The organism is Marilutibacter chinensis, from assembly GCF_021725675.1.
Classification (GTDB): Bacteria; Pseudomonadota; Gammaproteobacteria; order Xanthomonadales; family Xanthomonadaceae; genus Marilutibacter; species Marilutibacter chinensis.
In genome coordinates this window covers 256,610-274,281 of sequence record NZ_JAKJPO010000004.1, presented here as the reverse complement: position 1 = coordinate 274,281, position 17,672 = coordinate 256,610, and the positions used below count along the sequence as shown (strand labels likewise).

Annotated in this window: 14 protein-coding genes; 6 read left to right on the top strand and 8 right to left on the bottom strand. The window is 66.5% G+C overall.

What is annotated here, in order from left to right; all coding sequences use genetic code 11:
• Positions 1–9 precede the first annotated feature (9 nt).
• Both ftsZ and lpxC read left to right on the top strand, forming a co-directional pair.
• Positions 10–1,230 carry a cell division protein FtsZ gene (gene ftsZ / locus L3V18_RS09705; RefSeq protein WP_237054472.1) on the top strand — a complete coding sequence of 407 codons (1,221 nt, stop codon included), beginning with the start codon at positions 10–12 and terminating at the stop codon, positions 1,228–1,230.
• Positions 1,231–1,712: 482 nt separating this feature from the next.
• Positions 1,713–2,624, top strand: coding sequence for a UDP-3-O-acyl-N-acetylglucosamine deacetylase (gene lpxC / locus L3V18_RS09700; RefSeq protein ID WP_237054471.1), 912 nt, complete (start codon positions 1,713–1,715; stop codon positions 2,622–2,624).
• Between the two features lie 318 nt (positions 2,625–2,942).
• On the opposite strand, the gene L3V18_RS09695 is transcribed toward lpxC, so the two are convergent.
• Positions 2,943–3,473, bottom strand: coding sequence for a DciA family protein (locus tag L3V18_RS09695; RefSeq protein WP_237054470.1), 531 nt, complete (start codon positions 3,471–3,473; stop codon positions 2,943–2,945).
• Between L3V18_RS09695 and L3V18_RS09690 the strand changes: the two genes are divergently transcribed.
• The 3 genes from L3V18_RS09690 (at position 3,454) to L3V18_RS09680 (ending at position 8,941) form a co-directional block, all read left to right on the top strand.
• Entirely contained in the window at positions 3,454–4,365 is a 912-nt protein-coding gene (locus L3V18_RS09690) for a M23 family metallopeptidase (protein WP_237054469.1), read from the top strand. The genes L3V18_RS09695 and L3V18_RS09690 overlap by 20 nt on opposite strands.
• A 763-nt stretch (positions 4,366–5,128) precedes the next feature.
• Positions 5,129–7,870, top strand: coding sequence for a preprotein translocase subunit SecA (secA, locus tag L3V18_RS09685; RefSeq protein ID WP_237054468.1), 2,742 nt, complete (start codon positions 5,129–5,131; stop codon positions 7,868–7,870).
• Between the two features lie 117 nt (positions 7,871–7,987).
• The gene (locus tag L3V18_RS09680; RefSeq protein WP_237054467.1) at positions 7,988–8,941 is read left to right on the top strand and encodes a Nudix family hydrolase; all 954 of its coding nucleotides are present in this window, start codon (positions 7,988–7,990) and stop codon (positions 8,939–8,941) included.
• 113 nt (positions 8,942–9,054) lie between these two features.
• Here the strand turns inward: L3V18_RS09680 and coaE are convergent, their stop codons facing one another.
• From coaE to pilB, 4 genes are all read right to left on the bottom strand, one after another.
• On the bottom strand, positions 9,055–9,675 hold the full coding sequence (coaE, locus tag L3V18_RS09675) for a dephospho-CoA kinase (protein ID WP_237054466.1): 621 nt from the start codon (positions 9,673–9,675) through the stop codon (positions 9,055–9,057).
• A gap of 294 nt (positions 9,676–9,969) precedes the next feature.
• Positions 9,970–10,833, bottom strand: coding sequence for a prepilin peptidase (locus L3V18_RS09670; protein WP_237054465.1), 864 nt, complete (start codon positions 10,831–10,833; stop codon positions 9,970–9,972).
• 3 nt (positions 10,834–10,836) lie between these two features.
• The gene (locus L3V18_RS09665) at positions 10,837–12,093 is read right to left on the bottom strand and encodes a type II secretion system F family protein (RefSeq protein ID WP_237054464.1); all 1,257 of its coding nucleotides are present in this window, start codon (positions 12,091–12,093) and stop codon (positions 10,837–10,839) included.
• A 239-nt stretch (positions 12,094–12,332) separates the two neighbouring features.
• Positions 12,333–14,051: a type IV-A pilus assembly ATPase PilB gene (pilB, locus tag L3V18_RS09660; RefSeq protein WP_237054463.1), complete on the bottom strand. Its 1,719-nt coding sequence runs from the start codon at positions 14,049–14,051 to the stop codon at positions 12,333–12,335.
• A gap of 137 nt (positions 14,052–14,188) precedes the next feature.
• Here pilB and L3V18_RS09655 point away from each other — a divergent pair, with 137 nt between their 5' ends.
• Positions 14,189–15,055: a glycosyltransferase family 2 protein gene (locus L3V18_RS09655; RefSeq protein WP_237054462.1), complete on the top strand. Its 867-nt coding sequence runs from the start codon at positions 14,189–14,191 to the stop codon at positions 15,053–15,055.
• Positions 15,056–15,092: 37 nt separating this feature from the next.
• Here L3V18_RS09655 and L3V18_RS09650 read toward each other — a convergent pair whose 3' ends face one another.
• Genes L3V18_RS09650 through L3V18_RS09640 form a run of 3 tightly spaced genes read right to left on the bottom strand, consistent with a single transcriptional unit; the run spans position 15,093 to position 17,619 of the window.
• Positions 15,093–15,995, bottom strand: a complete 903-nt coding sequence (locus L3V18_RS09650; RefSeq protein ID WP_237054461.1) for a lysylphosphatidylglycerol synthase domain-containing protein — start codon at positions 15,993–15,995, stop codon at positions 15,093–15,095.
• Positions 15,995–16,570, bottom strand: coding sequence for a class I SAM-dependent methyltransferase (locus L3V18_RS09645; RefSeq protein WP_237054460.1), 576 nt, complete (start codon positions 16,568–16,570; stop codon positions 15,995–15,997). The genes L3V18_RS09650 and L3V18_RS09645 overlap by 1 nt, the downstream gene beginning before the upstream one ends.
• Positions 16,567–17,619: a DUF354 domain-containing protein gene (locus L3V18_RS09640; RefSeq protein WP_237054459.1), complete on the bottom strand. Its 1,053-nt coding sequence runs from the start codon at positions 17,617–17,619 to the stop codon at positions 16,567–16,569. The genes L3V18_RS09645 and L3V18_RS09640 overlap by 4 nt, the downstream gene beginning before the upstream one ends.
• Between the last annotated feature and the right edge of the window lie 53 nt (positions 17,620–17,672).

Genomic DNA, 17,672 nt, shown 5'->3' with positions numbered 1-17,672 from the left:
GACGAGGACATGGCACATTTCGAACTGGTCGAGAGCATGGCACCCAATGCCATCATCAAGGTCATCGGCGTCGGCGGCGGCGGCGGCAACGCGGTCGCGCACATGGTCAGCAGCAACGTCGATGGCGTCGAATTCATCACCGCCAACACCGACTCGCAGGCGATCAAGAACTGCGGCGCAAAGCTGCAGCTGCAGCTCGGCAGCAACGTCACCAAGGGCCTTGGCGCGGGCGCCAACCCTGAGGTCGGTCGCCAGGCCGCGCTGGAGGACCGCGAGCGCCTGATGGACGCGATGGAAGGCGCCGACATGGTGTTCATCACCGCCGGCATGGGCGGCGGCACCGGTACCGGCGCGGCACCGGTGGTCGCGCAGCTGGCCAAGGAGATGGGCATCCTGACCGTCGCCGTGGTCACCAAGCCGTTCCCGTTCGAGGGGCGCCGCCGCATGCAGGTCGCGCTCAAGGGCATCGAGGAGCTGAGCCACCATTGCGATTCGCTGATCACGATTCCGAACGAGAAGCTGATCACCGTGCTCGGTCGCAACGCTACGATGATCCAGGCGTTCCGCGCGGCCAACGACGTGCTGCTCGGCGCGGTGCAGGGCATCGCCGACCTGATCGTGCGTCCGGGCCTGATCAACGTCGACTTCGCCGACGTGCGCACGGTGATGAGCGAGATGGGCCTGGCGATGATGGGCACCGGCAGCGCCCGCGGCGACGACCGTGCCCAGGCTGCGGCCGAGTCGGCGATCCAGAACCCGCTGCTGGACGACGTCAATCTGTCCGGCGCCAACGGCATCCTGGTCAACATCACTGCCGGCCCGGATTTCACGATGGCCGAGTTCGACGAGGTCGGCCGCACCGTGGAGCAGTTCGCGTCCGAGGATGCGACCGTGGTCATCGGCACCGTGCTCGACCCGGACATGCAGGACGAGGTCAAGGTCACGGTGGTCGCCACCGGCCTCAACCGTGCGGTCTCGAAGCAGGCCCGCCCGAACGAGCACCGCGCGCCTATCCAGTTGGTCCGCAACGGCACCACCGGCCAGCCCGAGTTCAGCGCGATGGACGAGGCCCCGGTTTCGGCGGCGCCCAGCTTCGGCGGCAGCCTGCGCCGCGGCGGCGGCATGGCGGACACCGCTCCGGCGGCGTCCTCGGCGCCCGAGGCCGCAGACTTCGGCAGCGACAGCAGCTACCTGGACATTCCGGCGTTCCTGCGCCGCCAGGCCGACTGATGCAGTCCAGGGCGACGCACTGCCGCTTCGGGTGGTCCGGCCAGGCCTTCCATGGTCAGGCGTTCGGCACCGCGCACGACGGCGGTTTGCGGGTGCGGCGACTCACGCTGCGTCGCCGGACGGACTGAGCAGGTACATCGCGGCGCGCCGGTAGCGAAGGCAGGCCGCAGCCCTGGACTGGCCGGACTCGTCCCCGGCCAGGCGGGATATACGTCCCGGGCCCCGGCCCGGGATCTTCGGCCGGTCCGGCATCCGGACCGGCCAGTTTCTCCCTCCCTGATGACAGGTCCGGGACTGGGCCGGCTTTTCGTTCAGGTTCAGCCACCTGCGTGGTATTCTCCCCATGATTTTGGGCGTGCCGGTCCGGCACGCATGCAGGCGTCGCGACTCCGCGCGGAAGGCCCGGCAGAGGGCCGATGGCGTACCGGTCCCGGCCGCCTGGGCTTCGACACCATAACAACACCGACAGGCCCGTCCCGAACATGTTGCGCCAGCGCACTCTCAAGAATCTGATCCGCGCCACCGGCGTGGGCCTGCACAGCGGCGACAAGGTCTTCCTGACCCTGCGTCCGGCCCCGGTGGACAGCGGCATCGTGTTCCGCCGCGTCGACCTCGACCCTGTGGTGGAGATCCCCGCGCGCGCCGATCTGGTCACCGAGACCCTGCTGTGCACCGGGTTGAGCGCTGGAAACGGCAAGGTGATGACGGTCGAGCACCTGATGTCAGCCCTGGCCGGCCTGGGGGTCGACAATGTGATCATCGACCTGTCCGCGCCCGAGGTGCCGATCATGGACGGCTCGGCGGGCCCGTTCGTGTTCCTGCTGCAGTCGGCCGGTATCGTCGAGCAGGAGGCTCCCAAGCGCTTCATCCGGATCAGGCATCCGGTCGAGGTGCGCGACGGCGACAAGGTCGCCAGTTTCGCTCCGCACGAGGGGTTCCGGATCGGCTTCACCGTCGAGTTCGACCATCCTGCGATTCCGGCTTCGCAGTCGCGTGCGGAAGTCGAGTTCTCGACCGCCTCCTACGTCAAGGAAGTCAGCCGCGCCCGCACCTTCGGTTTCATGCGCGACCTGGAGTTCATGCGCGAGCGCAATCTCGGTCTTGGCGGTTCGATGGACAATGCGATCGTGCTCGACGAGTTCCGGGTCCTGAACGAGGACGGCCTGCGCTACGCCGACGAGTTCGTACGCCACAAGATCCTCGACGCGGTCGGCGACCTCTATCTCGCCGGCCGGCCGATCATCGGCGCCTATGAGGGCTTCAAGTCCGGCCATGCATTGAACAACAAGCTGGTACGTGCGCTGATGGCCCAGCCGTCCGCGTGGGAAGAGGTCAGTTACGTCGACGAGCGGCAGCCGGTCCCGGTCGCCTACGGCACCCCGGCCAACGCCTAGCCGGCGGTCGGCCCGGCCTTCCGATCGACCCTGCGGAGATCGATCCCGCCCGGTCCCCGGGTACTCGCCTCCACGGCTCCAGCGTCCTTGGCGGCGCTGAGGCGTTTGGAGGCTGCATCTAGCAACGCGGGATTGCCCGCGCGGCCGTCCGGTCATGCGTGCATCAGCCCTCGGAGTCCGTTCCGATGTGCAGCCGCTGCTTCGCACGGCGCAAACGTGCGACCGTCACAGACGTGAACAAACGCCCGCCGGTTAACTGAAATTTAACAAATTTTTTCCTATTTGTTTCTTTATAGTTAACAAATACAGCTACTTGCGTCAGTAGGATGCCCCGTCCCCCGGCTTTTTGTGGGCGTTTTCCCCCAGATCGCTGGACTTGGCTCCGTTCTGATCGTCCGAATCGGCGGTCGGAAGCGAGGCCAGGGCGGCCTGCAGCGCTTGCTTCGCGTGTGCGGACATGGGGACGGGCTGACGTGGAGCCGGTCTGGGCGGCGCATGGGGAGTCTTCGACGCCTTGATCACCACGTCGGTCGCAGCAAGCCCGATGGAGCGGGCCACGTCGATCAGTTCCGGCGCGGACATCCTGAGTCTGGATTGCCACACCGGAGCATCGACGACAAAAACCAGCCTGCCGTGGTCGATATTCGCAAGCCTCGCGTGCGGGGCCAGTGAAGGCGGCAGATGGGGACGTAGGCGACGGTCCACCTCGTCGAGCCATAGGGCGCGACGGATCGGGTCGCCGGCAGGTTCCGCGAGCAGCGCGTCGAGCGCCTCCTGCGGAGCCGGCTGACGGCGCGAGGATCTGGCTTTGGAATCAGACATCGGAAATATGACCTTCGAGAACATCATTCAATCATCGCGCCGGAGGGCTGCACACCTGCTTCAGCAGGGGCACCGGATCGGCGCGGGTCGCCCCGGCCTGTATGCATCGCTGCTCCTCGCCACCGGCCTGGGCGCGGGACTTGCCGCCGGCATAGCCATGACCGCCACGCTACGCGCACAGGTCGTCGAACAACAGACCCAGATCGAGGATACCCGCCGCGAGGCGCAGCGCGAGATCAACGCGCTCGCCGCCCGTCTGGGCGAACTCCAGGCCGAAGCCAACCGCCTCAACGCGCTCGGCGAGCGGCTGACCCGGATCGGGCAACTGCAGGACGGCGAATTCGACTTCGAGAAGCCGGTCGGCGTTGGTGGTGTCGGCCCGGTCGAGGACATCTCCAAGCCGGAACTGGACGAAGGGCTGCAGCAGCTCGATGCGCAGTTCGAGGCCGCCGGCCAGCAGCTCTCGGTGCTCGAGGCGCTGCTGTTCAACCGTCAGCTCGATCTCAACGCGGTGCCGTCGCGCTCGCCGGTGGCTCGCAGCTACATCACCTCCGGATTCGGCTGGCGCGCCGATCCGTTCCGTGGCGGCCGTGCGCTGCACAAGGGCATCGACTTCGACGCGAACACAGGCGATCCGGTGTTCGCAGTGGCCGACGGCGTGATCAGCTACTCCGGCGTGCGCTCGGGCTACGGCAAGGTGGTCGAGGTCGATCACGGCAACGGGTACGTGACCCGCTACGCGCACAACTCGCGGCTGACCCGCAAGGTCGGTGAGCTCGTCCGGGCCGGGCAGGAGATCGCCAAGGCGGGTTCGACCGGCCGCTCGACCGGCGCCCACGTCCACTTCGAGGTCTGGGAAGACGGCCGCGTCGTCAATCCGCGCAATTTCCTCAGCCAGCAGTCGCCGCTGAAGGGCTGAAGCACGAGGTGGCGTGGAGACGGGGCGAGGGTGCCCCGTTTTCCATTCAGGGCAGGCAAGCTGAGGGCTCTCCGCGTAGACGCGGCGCAAGCCGCCATCTGCTTTCGGGGAGATCCGATCGCGGCTTGCGCCGCGTCTACGGCTGCCTCTGTCTCGAATCCGCCCGGGGATGGGATCTGGAAAGCCCAGGCTATAGCGCCGCATGCGGGTTTCCTCGCGCCAGCCCTGCGCGGCACAGCCGTCTCCGGATGCTTGTCGGTTTATGGGGGCGGAGCCGTGCAGGGAGATCCCCTCGTCCGGGTCTTGCGCGGTACGGCCGCTCGGGGCGCTCGTCGGCTTGCGAGGTGGTGCCTCGTAAGCAAGCCTCCTCTTCCGGCCCTGCGCGACGCAGCCGCTCCTGGCGCCCAGAAGCCCGCAAGACAGTGCCTTGCAAGCAGGCTTCCTCGTTCCGGCCCTGCGCGGCACAGCCGCTCCGGGCGCTCGGAAGCCCGCAAGGCCAAGCCTCCTCTTCCGGCCCTGCGCGACGCAGCCGCTCCTGGCGCCCAGAAGCCCGCAAGACAGTGCCTTGCAAGCAGGCTTCCTCGTTCCGGCCCTGCGCGGCACAGCCGCTCCGGGCGCTCGGAAGCCCGCAAGGCAGTGCCTTGCAAGCAGGCTTCCTCGCCCCCAGCTACAATCGGAGTGCCAGACGGGCGCAAGGCGCCCTTTTTTATTGGGGGCCTGGCGCGTGCGCCGGCCCGTTCATGCAACCCAACCGGTTCCGTCCATGCTCAACAGCTTGCTTACCCGTGTCTTCGGCAGCCGTAACGAACGCCTGCTGCGCCAACTGCAACGCTCCGTGGTCAAGATCAACGCGCTGGAGCCGGAGATGGAGAAGCTCTCGGACGCCGAGTTGCAGGCCAGGACGCCCGAGCTCCAGCAACGCATCCGCGACGGCGAATCGCTCGACAAGATCCTGCCCGAGGCCTTTGCGGTCTGCCGCGAGGCTTCGCGGCGTGTTCTGGGCATGCGTCACTACGACGTCCAGCTGATCGGCGGCATGGTCCTGCACCTGGGCAAGATCGCCGAGATGCGCACCGGCGAGGGCAAGACCCTGGTCGCGACCCTGCCGGTCTATCTGAATGCGCTGGAAGGCAAGGGCGTGCACGTGGTCACCGTCAACGACTACCTGGCCCGCCGCGACTCGGCCTGGATGGGGCGGCTCTACAACTGGCTGGGCCTGAGCGTTGGTGTGGTCTACCCGGGGATGCCGCATGGCGACAAGCACCAGGCCTACGCGGCCGACATCACCTACGGCACCAACAACGAGTTCGGCTTCGATTATCTGCGCGACAACATGGCGCTGTCGAAGGAGGACCGCTTCCAGCGCGAGCTCAATTACGCGATCGTCGACGAGGTCGACTCGATCCTGATCGACGAGGCGCGCACGCCGTTGATCATCTCCGGCCCGGCCGACGAGTCGCCGGAGCTGTACATCAAGGTCAACCGGATCGTCCCGACCCTGGTCCGCCAGCAGTCCGAGGACGCGATGGGCGACTACTGGGTCGACGAGAAGAGCAAGCAGGTCTACCTGTCCGAGGCCGGACAGGAGCATGCCGAGGAGTTGCTGCGCAAGGCCGGGATCCTGCAGGGGGAGGACTCGCTGTACGCCGGTCACAACCTCAGCGTGGTCCACCACCTCAATGCCGCGCTGCGTGCGCATGCGATCTACCAGCGCGACGTCGACTACATCGTCCGCGACGGCGAGGTGATCATCGTCGACGAGTTCACCGGTCGCACCCTGGCCGGGCGTCGCTGGTCCGACGGCCTGCACCAGGCGGTCGAGGCGAAGGAGGGCGTGCCGGTCCAGCGCGAGAACCAGACGCTGGCGAGCATCACCTTCCAGAACCTGTTCCGCATGTACGGCAAGCTGGCCGGCATGACCGGTACCGCGGATACCGAGGCCTACGAATTCCAGAACATCTATGGTCTGGAGGTGGTGGTCATCCCGACCAACAAGCCGGTGCAGCGCAAGGACTACCCGGACGCGGTGTTCCTGAACCGCAATGGCAAGTACCGGGCGGTGCTGAACGAGATCAAGGAGGCGAATGCCAACCGCCAGCCGGTGCTGGTCGGTACCACCTCGATCGAGGTCTCCGAGCTGCTCAGCCGTCAGCTGCGCGAGGCGGGCATCCCGCACGAGGTGCTCAACGCCAAGCAACACGAGCGCGAGGCGCATATCATCGCCCAGGCCGGCCGTCCGGGTGCGATCACCATCGCCACCAACATGGCCGGCCGCGGTACCGACATCGTGCTCGGCGGCTCGCTGGAGGCCGAGGTCGAGGCCGCCGAGGCACAGGCCGGGGCGCCGCTCGACGAAGTGACCCGGGCGCGGATGAAGGCCGAGTGGCAGCAGCGCCACGACGCGGTCAAGGCCGCCGGCGGTCTGCATATCATCGGCACCGAGCGCCACGAGAGCCGCCGCATCGACAACCAGCTGCGCGGTCGCGCCGGCCGCCAGGGCGATCCGGGCTCGTCGCGCTTCTACCTGTCGCTGGAAGACAACCTGATGCGCATCTTCGCCGCCGACTGGGTGCAGAAGGTGATGGCGCGGATGGGCCTGAAGGAAGACGACATCATCGAAAGCGCACTGGTGACCAAGCAGATCGCCAATGCGCAGCGCAAGGTCGAGGCCCACAACTTCGACATCCGCAAGAACCTGCTCGACTTCGACGACGTCAACAACGACCAGCGCAAGGTCATCTACGGCCAGCGCGACGAGCTGCTCGTGGCCGACAGCGTGCAGGAGAACATCGACGGCATCCGCTACGACGTGGTCGCCGAACTGGTCGCGCGCCACGTGCCGGCGGATTCGGTCGACGAGCAGTGGGACCTGCCGGGGCTGGAGTCCACGCTGGAGAACGAGCTGGGCGTGCGGGTCGCGCTGACCGAGCTGATCGCCGGCAGCCAGTCGCTCGACGCCGAGGGCATCCAGGAACACGTACTGAAAGCGGTCGACGCGCACTTCGCCGAGCGCGAGGCACAGCTGGGCACGGAGACGATGCGCCAGCTGGAGAGGCACATCATGCTCAACGTGCTCGACCAGAACTGGAAGGAGCACCTGGCGCGCATGGACTACCTGCGCCAGGGCATCCACCTGCGCGGCTATGCCCAGAAGCAGCCCAAGCAGGAGTACAAGAAGGAGGCCTTCGAGCTGTTCAGCGAGATGCTGGAGAAGGTCAAGCGCGAGGTCATCACGCTGTTGTCGCGGGTGCGGATCCGCACAGAGGAAGAGATCGCGATGATGGAGGCGCAGGAGCGCGCCGCCGCCGAGGCCAAGGCCCGGCAGATGCAGTTCCAGCATGCCGATGCCGGTGGCTACGGCGCCGACGAGGAGGCCGCCGACACCGCTGCGCCCGGGCAGGGCTTCCAGCAGGCCGCGCGCGCAATGCCCAAGGTCGGCCGCAACGATCCCTGTCCCTGCGGCAGCGGCAAGAAGTACAAGCACTGCCATGGGCAGCTCGACTGAGGGCCCTCCGCCTCGAAGGTCCCGCCCCGTCGTTCGCGACGGCGCAGGGGTAAACGACGGCGAACCTGGAGCGGGCCGCGGACGCGGCCTGTCGGACACGAGGGCACAGGGACGGCCATGACGGCCACACGAATCGTAGAAGTCGTCGCGGGAGTGATCCGCGATGCCCGTGGCCGGGTGCTGCTCACGCGCCGTACCGAGGGGCGTGATCTCGCCGGTCTGTGGGAGTTCCCGGGCGGCAAGCGCGAGCCTGGCGAGTCGCCGGAGGCGGCGCTGGTCCGCGAGCTCGAGGAGGAGCTCGGCATCCACGTCCGGATCGGCGCGCCCCTGATCCGGGTTCCGCAGCGCTATCCGCACAAGCGCCTGCAACTGGACGTGCGCCATGTCGACGACTGGCAGGGCGCGCCGCGCGCGCGCGAGCAGCAGGCGATGGCATGGGTACCGATGGACAAGCTGTCGCGCTACAGCATGCCGCCTGCGGACCTTCCGGTGGTGGCGGCGCTGCGACAGCCCGATCGCTACCTGGTGACTCCGACTCCCGGCGAGGACGACGCCAGCTGGCTGGCGGGACTGGATGCGGCGCTCGCCGGCGGCATCCGCCGTGTCCAGCTGCGCGCGCCCGGCATCGATGGCGAGCGTTGGAAACGGCTGGCGGGTGCGGCGGTCCGACGCTGTCGCAAGGCGAAGGTCGACGTGCTGATCAATGGCGATCCTGCGCTCGCCGAGGCACTGGGCGTCGGCGCACACCTGACGGCCGCCGCCCTGATGTCCAGCAAGCGGCGCCCGCTGCCGGCCGACATGCCGCTGGCCGCGTCCTGCCACGGGCTCGAGGAGCTCCGGCATGCGCAGGCGATCGGCTGCGATTTCGTGGTTCTGGGGGCCGTCAGGCCGACCGCGAGCCATCCCGGAGCGGAAGGCATCGGCTGGGCACGCTTCGCCGAGCTGCGCGAGCACGTGTCGATGCCGATCTACGCGATCGGCGGCCTGGGTCCCGACGACCTCGTCGAGGCCCGCGGGTACGGCGCCCAGGGCATCGCCGCGATCCGTGGCCTATGGCCTCCGGGCGCGTAGCAGCAGCGCAGGGCCGGCATAGGACGCGGTAGGAGCGGCGTGAGCCGCGATAGGGCCTTCCATGAAAGCTTCATTGCGGCTTACACCGCTCCTACGGCCGCCTCTGCATGCGTCTACGCATGATGGGTGGCGGCCAATGCCCGGTAGCGCCGGTCCAGCGCCGCCACATGAGCGTCCAGCGCCTCGACCGGACCGTCGTTGACGATCACGTCGTCGGCGATCGCGAGCCGTTCCCGCCGGTCGGCCTGGGCGGCGATCATGCGCTCGGCCAGGGCGACATCGATGCCGTCGCGTGCGGTCAGGCGTCGCCGTTGGGTCTCGGGCAGCACGTCAACGACCAGGATGCGGTCCAGCCATGGGTAGGCTTCGCGGCCGCCGCCTTCGGCGAGCAGCGGAATCGCGGCGATCGCGTACGGTCCCGGCGCCGCTTCGCATTCGGCCATCAGTTGCCGGCGCACCCGGGGATGGACGATCGCCTCCAGGCGCGCGCGGGCGGCGGAATCGGCGAATACGCGGGCCCGCATCGCTGCGCGGTCCAGCCGGCCATCGGCGGCGAGTACGCCGGTGCCGAAGGCCGCGACCACCTCGGCGAGGCCGTCGGAGCCGGGCGCGACCGCATCCCGGGCGGCGAGGTCGGCGTCAGCGACCGTCACGTCCAGCGCCTGGAATCTGGAGGTGACGGCGCTCTTGCCCGCCGCGACTCCGCCGGTGATGCCGATGATGAATCCGCTCATGACGGCATTATGTCGCAGTCGGAAGAGTGGCCTCGACGCGGATGCCGTTCCTGCTGGAGCCATACGGTGCAGTCGATGGGTGGCTTCGTCAGGCAAAGCGTACACGGGAGTCGAGCGATGCCCCGGGCGCGCTTCGCTTATCCGGGTTCCGGGTCCCTGTTGAAGTGGCGTAGAAGAAGCGTGAACCTCGATCGGACTCGCCACCGTTCCGCGTCTGTCGAGCGACCTGAGCCGCGACCGGACCTTCCCATGAGGGCGCCATCGCGGCTCACGCCGCTCCTGCGGAGTAGCCGGCTAGCCCAGCCTCGCATACTCCAGGTAGCGGTTGATAAGCGCGTCGCCCCAGAAGAACACGATCCAGCCGGCGATCGCAAGGTAGGGGCCGAACGGAATCGGCGTGGCCTTGTCGCGGCCCTTGGCCGCCAGCCAGATCGAGCCGATCACCGCGCCGACCAGCGAGGACAGCAGGATCGTCGGCAGCACGCCCTTCAGTCCGACCCAGGCGCCGATCGCGGCGAGCAGCTTGAAGTCGCCGTGACCCATGCCCTCCTTGCCGGTCAGCTGCTTGAACACCCACCACACCGACCACAGGCTCAGATAACCCGCGACCGCGCCGAGCAGGGCCGGTTTGACCGGGAAGTAGAGGTTGTCGGCGCTGGCGATCAGCCCCAACCACATCAACGGCAGGGTCAGCTGATCGGGCAGCAGCTGGGTACGGAAGTCGATGCCCGACAAGGCGATCAGGAAGCACGAGAACAGCGCGGCGCCGAAGCCCTGCCAGCCGAAGCCGAACTGCCATACGCTGACCAGCACCAGCAGCATCGTCAGCAGCTCCACCAGCGGGTACTGGATCGAGATCGGCGTCTTGCAGCTGCGGCAGCGCCCGCGCAACGCGAGCCAGCTGAACACCGGGATGTTCTCGTACCAGCTCAGCTGGTGCTTGCAATGCGGACAGTGCGAGCGTTCGACGACGATGCCGGGCGGTGGCGGGTCGTAGCCGTCCGGCTCGCCCAGCATTTCGCGGCTGTCGCGGCGCCATTCCCACTCCAGCCGCTTGGGCAGGCGCAGGATGACCACGTTCAGGAAGCTGCCGACCAGCAGCCCGAGGCCGGCCACCAGCGGATAGCCGATGGCCGGGTTCTGATCCAGATACGCCATGCGTCAGATCGTCGCCGCCAGTTTGAAGATCGGCAGGTACATGCCGACGACCATGCTGCCGACGATCACGCCGAGGATGATCATGATCAGCGGCTCGAGCAGGCTCGACAGGGCGTCGACCGCGTTGTTGACCTCTTCCTCGTAGAACTCGGCGACCTTGTACAGCATCGTGTCGAGTGCGCCGGCCTCCTCGCCGATCGCCGCCATCTGGATCACCATGTGCGGGAACAGATTGGTCTGCTTCATCGCCATGTTGACCTGGTAGCCGACCGAGACGTCGTCGCGGATGCTGAGCACCGCCTTTTCGTAGACCACGTTGCCGGTCGCGCCGGCCACCGTGTCCAGCGCCTCGACCAGCGGCACGCCGGCCTGGAAGGTCACCGCCAGGGTGCGGGCGAAACGCGCGATCGCCGAGTTGTGCAGGATCTGGCCGACGATCGGCAGCTTCAGCATCATTCTGTCGAGGAAGTGCGCGAACGCCGGAACCCGGTTCTTGGCCATGATGAAGGCCACGCCGGTGCCGATCACCGCCAGCAGCACCGCCCACCAGTAGGCGATCATGAAGTCGCTGGCGGCGAGGATCATCAGGGTGAATGCGGGCAGTTCGGCGCCGAAGCTGGCGAAGGTCTTCTCGAACTGCGGCACCACGAACACCAGCAGGATCGCGCTGACCAGGATCGCCACCGCGATCACCGTGGCCGGGTAGTACAGCGCCTTCTTGATCTTGCCCTTCAGGCTCTCGATGTTTTCCTTGTAGCTGGCGATCGTGTCGAGCACGGTTTCCAGCACGCCGGCCGACTCGCCGGCGCGGACCAGGTTGCGGTACAGCTCGTCGAACTGCACCGGATGCTTGCTCAACGCCTCGTACAGCGACAGGCCGCTCTCCAGGTCCGCCCGGATCGCGTTGACCAGGGTCTTCATCTTCGGATTCTTCTGGCCGCCGCTGATGATTTCCAGTGCGGTCACTATCGGCACGCCCGACTTCATCATCGTCGCCAGCTGGCGGCTCAGGATCGCGATGTCGCGCGGGGTGATTGGCTTGGAACCAGCGGCAAAGAGCGGCTTGCCCTTGGCCTTGACCACTTTCGGGGTGATGCCCTGGCGGCGCAGCTCGGCGCGCAGCATGTTCGCGCTCTTGGCGGGCTGTTCGCCCTTCATCACCTTGCCGCGCTTGTCGGTGCCTTCCCAGACGAACATCTCCAGCGGGTTGGCCCGCCGGATGGCCGGCTGCGGTTTGGCTGCGGTACGGGTAGCGGACATGAAGAGCCCCCAGTCGATACGAAGTTAGCGATGGCGACGCGCCGGAGCAGCCGCGTCAACCCCAGGCCTGACCCGCGACGCTCCCCCGCCGCGGCGACCGGCGACCCGGACCCATGGCCAGGATTGCCGTCACCAAGCATATCCTGACCTTACGCGTCAGGACAGCAACTGCGGTCACACCCTCAATCCACCCGTCTCCAGTTGGCGGGCGATCGCCAGGATGGCTGCCTCCGGCGGGCTCAGTCCTTGGTGACGCGATTGATCTCGGCCAGGCTGGTGACGCCGTTCCTGACCTTGCGCAGGGCCGACTGGCGCAAATCGTTGATGCCGGCCTTCTGCGCCGCTTCGGCGATCTGCAGCGCGTTGCCGCCGGCCAGCACGATCTCCTGGATCTCCTCGGTCATTGGCATCACCTGGTAGATGCCGGTCCGGCCCTTGTAGCCTTCGGTACAGTCCGGGCATCCGACCGCGTCGTACAAGGTGAGGCCGGCGTCGATCTCCTCCTGGCTGAAGCCCTCGGCCAGCAGCGCGTGCTCGGGCAGTTCGACCTTGCGCTTGCAGTCGTGCAGGCGCCGGGCCAGGCGCTGGGCGATCACCAGGGTCACCGAGGAGGTGATGTTGTACGGCGCCACGCCCATGTTCATCAGACGGGCGATGGTCTGCGGCGCGTCGTTGGTATGCAGGGTCGAGAGCACCATGTGGCCGGTCTGGGCCGCCTTGATGCCGATCTCGGCGGTTTCCAGGTCGCGGATCTCGCCGACCATGATCACGTCCGGGTCCTGGCGCAGGAAGCTGCGCAGCGCGGCGGCGAAGGTCATGCCGCGCTTGACGTTCATCTGCACCTGGTTGATGCCGGGCACGCGGATCTCGACCGGGTCCTCGACCGTGGAGATGTTGCGGGTGTCGTCGTTCAGGATGTTCAGCGCGGTGTACAGCGACACCGTCTTGCCCGAGCCGGTCGGGCCGGTCACCAGCACCATCCCGTATGGCTTCTGGATCGCCTCGAGGTACAGCTGCTTCTGGTCGTCCTCGTAGCCCAGCTTGTCGATGCCGAGCCGGGCCGCGCTGCCGTCGAGGATACGCAGCACGATCTTCTCGCCGAACAGGGTCGGCAGGGTGCTGACGCGGAAGTCGATCTGCCTGCTCTTGGACAGGTTCAGTTTGATGCGACCGTCCTGCGGCACCCGCTTCTCGGCGATATCGAGCTGGGCCATCACCTTCAGGCGCGCGGCGATGCGGGCCTGCAGCTTGACCGGCACCTTGGCGACCTGCTTGAGCAGGCCGTCGATGCGCAGGCGCACCCGGTATTCGGCCTCGTAGGGTTCGAAATGGATGTCCGAGGCGCCCCTGCGGATCGCATCGACCAGCACCTTGTTGACGAACTTCACGACCGGGGTGTCGTCGCCCTTCGCGTCGACGCCGGAGTCGGTGCCTACGTCGTCGTCGCCGCTGCCGACTTCCAGGTGTTCCAGGCCCTCGTCGTCGCCGCCCTCCAGCACGTCGGCGCTGTCCAGCCAGCGGTCGAGGTTGCGCCGGATCGACTCCTCGTCGACCAGCACCGCGTCCACCACCAGGTTGCTCTGGAACTTGATCTCGTCCAGCGCATGGATGTTGGTCGGGTCGGCTATGCCGACGAACAGGCGGTTGCCTCGCTTGAACAGCGGCAGCACGTTGTGCTTGCGGATCAGCTCCTCGTTGACCAGCTTGACCGCCGACTGAGTCGGGTCCAGCGCGCCGGGGTCGAACAGCGGCATGCCGAACTCGATCGAGTTGGCCGCAGCCAGCGCCGGCTGGGAGACCAGGCGCTTCTCGGCCAGGTAGCTCGCCAGCGGCTTCTTCTCGGTGGTGGCGGACTCCATCGCCTCGCGGGCGGTGGCCTCGTCGAGGGCGCCGTCCATGACCAGGCGCCGGGCGATTCCGGTGATGCCGATGAGGTTTGCGGTCGTGACGGTGTTCATGGAGCCCCCCAAAGCCGTTCCCGGCCGACTTTACCGCAAAGCCCCGGGACGGCGGGAGTCACCGGTCATGAATCGACGCAGTGCACCTTTTCGGGGCATCGATTCAGGTTAAATTGACGCGCTCAGGGGAGGGACACATGCGCATTTCCGTAGTACTGCCGGCCAAGAACGAGTCCGAGGGGCTCCGACGGACGCTGCCGGCGCTGAAGCAGGCCTTGCCTGAGGCCGAGATCATCGTGGTCGACGACGGCTCGATCGACGAAACCGCCATCGTTGCCCGTGACGCCGGCGCGCGGGTGTTGTCGTCGCCGTACTCGATGGGCAACGGCGCGGCGATCAAGCGCGGCGCACGGGCTGCGGGCGGCGAGGTCATCGTGTTCATGGATGCCGACGGGCAGCACGACCCGGCCCACATCCCGTTGCTGCTGGAACGGATCCAGGCCGGTTACGACATGGTCGTGGGCGCCCGCGACGGCAACGGCCAGGCCAACCTGCATCGCGGGCTGGCCAATCGCCTCTACAACACCCTGGCCAGCTGGATGACCGGGCACGACATCCGCGACCTGACCTCCGGCTTCCGTGCCGTCCGTGCAGAGCGCTTCCGCGAGTTCCTGCACCTGTTGCCGAACGGCTTCAGCTATCCGACCACCAGCACGATGGCGTTCTTTCGCAGCGCCTACCCGGTGGCATACGTGCCGATCGATGTCGCCCGTCGGGTCGGCACCAGCAGCCATATCCGCCCGATCCGCGACGGCATCCGCTTCCTGCTGATCATCTTCAAGATCGCGACGCTGTATTCGCCGCTGAAGCTGTTCGCTCCTGCTTCGATGGGGTTCTTCCTGCTTGGAGCGAGCTACTACGGTTGGACTTACGCGACGATGGGACGGTTCACCAACATGAGCGCCCTGCTTCTGAGCGCTTCGGTGATTGTGTTCCTGATTGGCTTGATCGCCGAGCAGATAACCGCCCTGACCTATCGAAGCGAACTTCACGGGTCCCGGTAGCGCGGGAAGCGGGCAAGGGAAGTGGGCAACGCGGCCCTTACGGTGATGCCCGAGAGGGGGCCAATCTGTAGAAGATGGCGCTGATGCCGAGTTCGGCAACGACGGTCACGAGCCGTATCAGTGCCACGGTCACGACGGCGGCGGGAAGCGGAATCAGTGTCCTCAGCAGACCGGCGAGAACGGCTTCCCGGACGCCGATGCCTGCCGGCGCGAACAGTGCAAGCATCCCGGCCAGACCCGCGAAATAGTAGTAGACGGTAATCTCGACGATGGCGGCCGCAGGAGCCTCCGATATCGCGCTGATCGCAAAGTAGAGGCTTGTGCCATGCAGCACCATCACTCCCATCTGCAATGGGATGATCGTCATCCAGAGTCCCGCTCCTCCCTTCCGGCTGGGCGGGCGCAACTTCCTCAGCACCGGAAACCGGTTGGACGCGAAGTCGAGAAATCGTCGGGAGGACAGCATCGCCAGGGCAGCCAGTCCTACGCCAAGAAGCGCGACCCAGACCAGGTCCACCGGCAACGCGCCTCGCGCGGAGAAAAAAACGGTGAACACGCATATCGCGATCAGCGAGGACATGATCTCGACGTACAGGGAAACCCCGGCACTTATCTTGTGGGTATCGGGGTAGCGTTCCAGGCGCAGGTATATCGTCGCGACCTTGCCCGGCACATACCGCCCCAGGCGCGAAATCGACCATGCGCGTGCATGCTCCGACCAGCTGGCATGAGCGCCACAATGGTTGGCGATTCGCGTCCACACCTGAATGTTGAGCAGGTACGCGAGCATGGCGAACACGATGGACAGGGCTACGAATCGAAAATCGAAGCCATGGCCGTATTCGCGCAACTGGCCGACGTTCCGCCAGACATACCAGGCGACCGTCGCCCCGATCGCGGCCCACAGCATTCGTTTCAGAAGCAGGGATGCCCGCCCCATCACCCGGCCTTGGTTGCTATGGCAATGGTTTGATGGCACCAGGGGCGCGGAAACGGAACCGTGCCGATGAACGGCAGCGGGAACCCGCCGGACCGAAGCCGTACGTCCTTGAATCCGCAGTTCTCGAGCATCCGGATCAGCCATCTCTGTGGATAGAGGCAGAGATGCTCCCGCGTATAGAAGAACTTCCTGTTGAGCGTCAGGGTCAGCAGCCGCTCGATCGGCGAGTTCGGATTGGGGGTGGAGAGCGCGAGTTTTCCGCCCGCCCGAAGGAGGTGATGGCAGTCGCGAAGAAATCCGTAGGGATCCTCGACATGCTCGATGATCTCGCCCGCGACGATGGCATCGAACTCGGCCGTGCCGAGAAGGTGCCGCATCTTCCGCACGTCGCCCGTGACGGCCGCATGATAGTTGCCGGGAAGCGCGGCATCATCGAGATCGAAACCGACGACGCGACGGTTGCAGAGGAAGCGGTTGGGGATTTGTGCCCAGCCGAGGTCCAACACTTCATCGCAGCCGGCGACGGCAGCCGCGAGCCGTCTCATCCGCAGGGATTCATCGACATGGAAGCTCATCCCCGGCGCCTCGGCCTGGAAGCTACAACGTCCAGTATCCGCCGGGCCACGTGGTCAGCCACGTCGATGCACTCATTGAGCATCGCCTGTCTCGCGGCCGACAGGTCCGCCGACGTCCGCTCCAGCAGCCATTCCAGGCCGGCCTCGATACTCTCCGAGTCGAGGGCCCGCACGTTCCGGACAAGGCCGTATCTGGCTTCCTGCTCGTCGGTATAGCCCCGGCTGGAGTTCGCCGCGTACACGGCCGGAACTCCGAGAACCGCGCATTCGGACGCCATGGTCGCACTTTCACCGAAGTAGCCGCTGCAGAATGCCATCAGGTGATGCATGTCCTCTGGAGACCCCCGGTAGCGGAGATGCCCGAATCGTTCGGGCAGACTGCTTTCGGCGGAGATGATTACATGTCCGACGGCTTCCAGACGACTGACGACCCGGGTCATCTCCTGCTCGCCGAGGCCCTTGTCGCCGATGTCGTGATTCGCGGTCCATGACACCAGCCGCACCAGGAACGTCGGAAGCTCCATGTGCAGGCCGCCGGCGTGGGCGCGTGCGGGATCGGGCTGGAAGCGGTTCGGGTGCAGATAGCTGAGTTCATGGTAACCCGCGTAGCGTTCCGACTTCCCCGAAGGCAACCATCCCTGATAGCAGCGGGGTACCACCACGCGCGAGGCCAGCGGGTAGGTGATGCGGTTCTGCAGATGAGCCATCTCGGTGTCGTAGAAGACAATGCTCGGAACCCCGTGCAGGGTCGCCGCATGGACTGCGAAGGTGCCTCCCAGCGCGGCGATCACGTCAACGTCGAGCTTGCGGGCGAGGCGCCATAGCTGCCAGTCGCGAACGACCAGTTCCTTCAGCAGTCCCAATGGCCCTGACGCTGCTCGTCCCAGCGGATGATGTGCGATGTCCGCCGCCTCCAACAGCTGCGTGGCCACGTCCTTGTCGCGAGACGACACATGCACCGTATGGCCTTCGCTACGCAGTATCTCTATCGGTTGGCGGAAGAAATGGACGTGCGCGGGATGACAGACGTCGATCAGGATGCTGGCCATTCGTGCTTTATCTGTGCGACGTCAAGTTGATGGAGAAAGGAATTCCGGTGATC